Source organism: Rhodococcus sp. BH5 (genome assembly GCF_027583855.1).
GTDB lineage: Bacteria > Actinomycetota > Actinomycetes > Mycobacteriales > Mycobacteriaceae > Rhodococcus_F > Rhodococcus_F qingshengii.
In genome coordinates this window covers 1-1,876 of record NZ_JAJHVW010000061.1, presented here as the reverse complement: position 1 = coordinate 1,876, position 1,876 = coordinate 1, and the positions used below count along the sequence as shown (strand labels likewise).

The 1,876-nt window shown below is 60.3% G+C and carries 4 protein-coding genes; all 4 read left to right on the top strand.

Annotated elements, in window-relative coordinates; translation table 11 throughout:
• The first annotated feature begins 314 nt into the window (after positions 1-314).
• Positions 315-632, top strand: a complete 318-nt coding sequence (locus RhoBH5_RS32465) for a hypothetical protein (RefSeq protein ID WP_270009628.1) — start codon at positions 315-317, stop codon at positions 630-632.
• Positions 632-781, top strand: a complete 150-nt coding sequence (locus tag RhoBH5_RS32460; RefSeq protein ID WP_270009627.1) for a hypothetical protein — start codon at positions 632-634, stop codon at positions 779-781. The genes RhoBH5_RS32465 and RhoBH5_RS32460 overlap by 1 nt, the downstream gene beginning before the upstream one ends.
• Positions 782-922: 141 nt before the next feature.
• Entirely contained in the window at positions 923-1,258 is a 336-nt protein-coding gene (locus tag RhoBH5_RS32455; protein WP_270009626.1) for a hypothetical protein, read from the top strand.
• Positions 1,255-1,866 (top strand): DUF6036 family nucleotidyltransferase, encoded by a 612-nt coding sequence (locus RhoBH5_RS32450; protein WP_270009625.1) that lies wholly within the window; start codon positions 1,255-1,257, stop codon positions 1,864-1,866. Before RhoBH5_RS32455 ends, RhoBH5_RS32450 begins: the two co-directional genes overlap by 4 nt.
• Positions 1,867-1,876 lie beyond the last annotated feature (10 nt).

The following is a 1,876-nucleotide window of genomic DNA, read 5'->3' as shown; positions in this document are numbered from 1 at the left end:
CCGTTCGCACTGTCGCCATTGCGAACCTGAGCCACCCGCTTTCGACGTCGCGTGCACCGTATGCGGTGACGGTCCAATTCTTGCCGACACTTTCGCACACGCCGCGACAGTAGAAGGTCTCCCAGGTTCCTGTTCAACAGTGGCTGACTGCCAGTGGTTGGAATTTGACGCCCACCCTCCTGTGCCCGGACCACCGATGAGTCAGTGAAAACCCAAGCGGACCTGCGTAAACGAATAGTGCACGGTTGGAATACCGACACTCCACCAGTCCCGGCTGCCTGGCCACACCCTTTCACCAGCGAAACGAGGACACCATGACCGCCGCAGCATTCACCTTCGCCCCCAATGCAGACTTCGTCGACCGCACACTTGAGGCCGAACTTCGTGAGAGCAACGCAGCCGTCGACCGCAGACTGTGCACCATGCTCGCCGCCCTCGACGACTCCCTCGCCGGAATCGGCAATGCACGCGAAGAGCTGCACACCCTCTACACCGCCCCCGGCACGGACACCGCCGAAGACGTTGCCGCCCATGATCAGGACATCGCCAACTTCTGCGCTGCCGCCGAGATCCTGCGCAACGACCGGCAACTCACCTCACCGTATTCCAGATGGGCCACGGCCTCATACTGATGGGCGCCCCGACCAACGTCGTCGTTGTCGGTGGGCTGGCCATGGCGAAGGTCGGCTACGACAAGTTCCTGCGTTTCGTCTGGCCACTGCTGCTGATCAACTTCGTGATCGTCGTCGTGGTGATCGGCGCGGCAGCAGTATTCGAATGAGCCCGCCGCGATCAGTCTCCTCGTCCTCGACGAAGAACCCCAATCAAGTGTAGACGCCGGAGTTCGTAGGCATCCGATAGACTGAACGCAGTTTTACCAGGTCGCAGAACGCCGAGCGCAGCATCGTGAAAGGAGCTGAAGATGTCCGTAGTTCCACGCAAAGTCATCCGCAAGAAGCTCCTGCACACCGCTGTCCTCGACAAGATCGAACGCGAACACCTAACCCTTGACAACGATCGTGTTCACAACAGCCTGCACCGACTGCGCCAGCACGTCACCGGCGCATCACTGACCCGCTGCCTCGACCAGTGGGAACACATCGTGAGCAGCAACGACATTGACACAGTCCGAAAGATCGCAGATTCCGATACCGAGACTGCCCGCGAAATGCGCAATCTCTCACCCCTGTCGGTTCTACTGAGCGAACCGGAACGCCTTCACGTGATCGACGACCTTCGCAAAAGCATGAGTTCGTGAACCGCGAAGACCTCGCGAAAGCCATCGTCGCGGCCTGCAAGTGGATCGAGGAACCGCAGGTGGTCATCTTCGGCTCTCAGTCGCTTCTGGGCAGCTACGACGCCGACGTTCTGCCCGAAGAAGCGACCCGCTCGGCCGAAGTGGACATGACACCAGGCAGCGCCTTTACCGATCAGACCTTCGGTGGGCGAACGCTGAAAGAGAAGGTCAGCATCCTCGACGTTTGGGTCGGGGAGGACTCCGACTTTCACGCCATGCACGGGATCTACGTCGAAGGCATCCACAAGGAAACCGTGATACTTCCACGCGGATGGGACAACCGACTCGTTCGCTTCGACGTCCCCGACGAATCCGGCGAAAACACCTACGGCCGCGTCGCCTTGTGCCTGGACCCCGTCGACGCCTGCATCTCGAAGCTTCTGGCCGGCCGTGAGAAAGACCACGAGTACGTCGGAGCGCTTATACGGTCCGGCATCATCACTGCGGAAGTGATGCTCGAGCGCATCGACAAGTGCGGAATCGAATGGTCCGACGGCTACCTTGAGCATAGCGAATTAGCCCTCTCCCGCGCACAGAGCTGGCTTCGCGCTCAGCTACCGCCCAGATAGACCAGAGCGC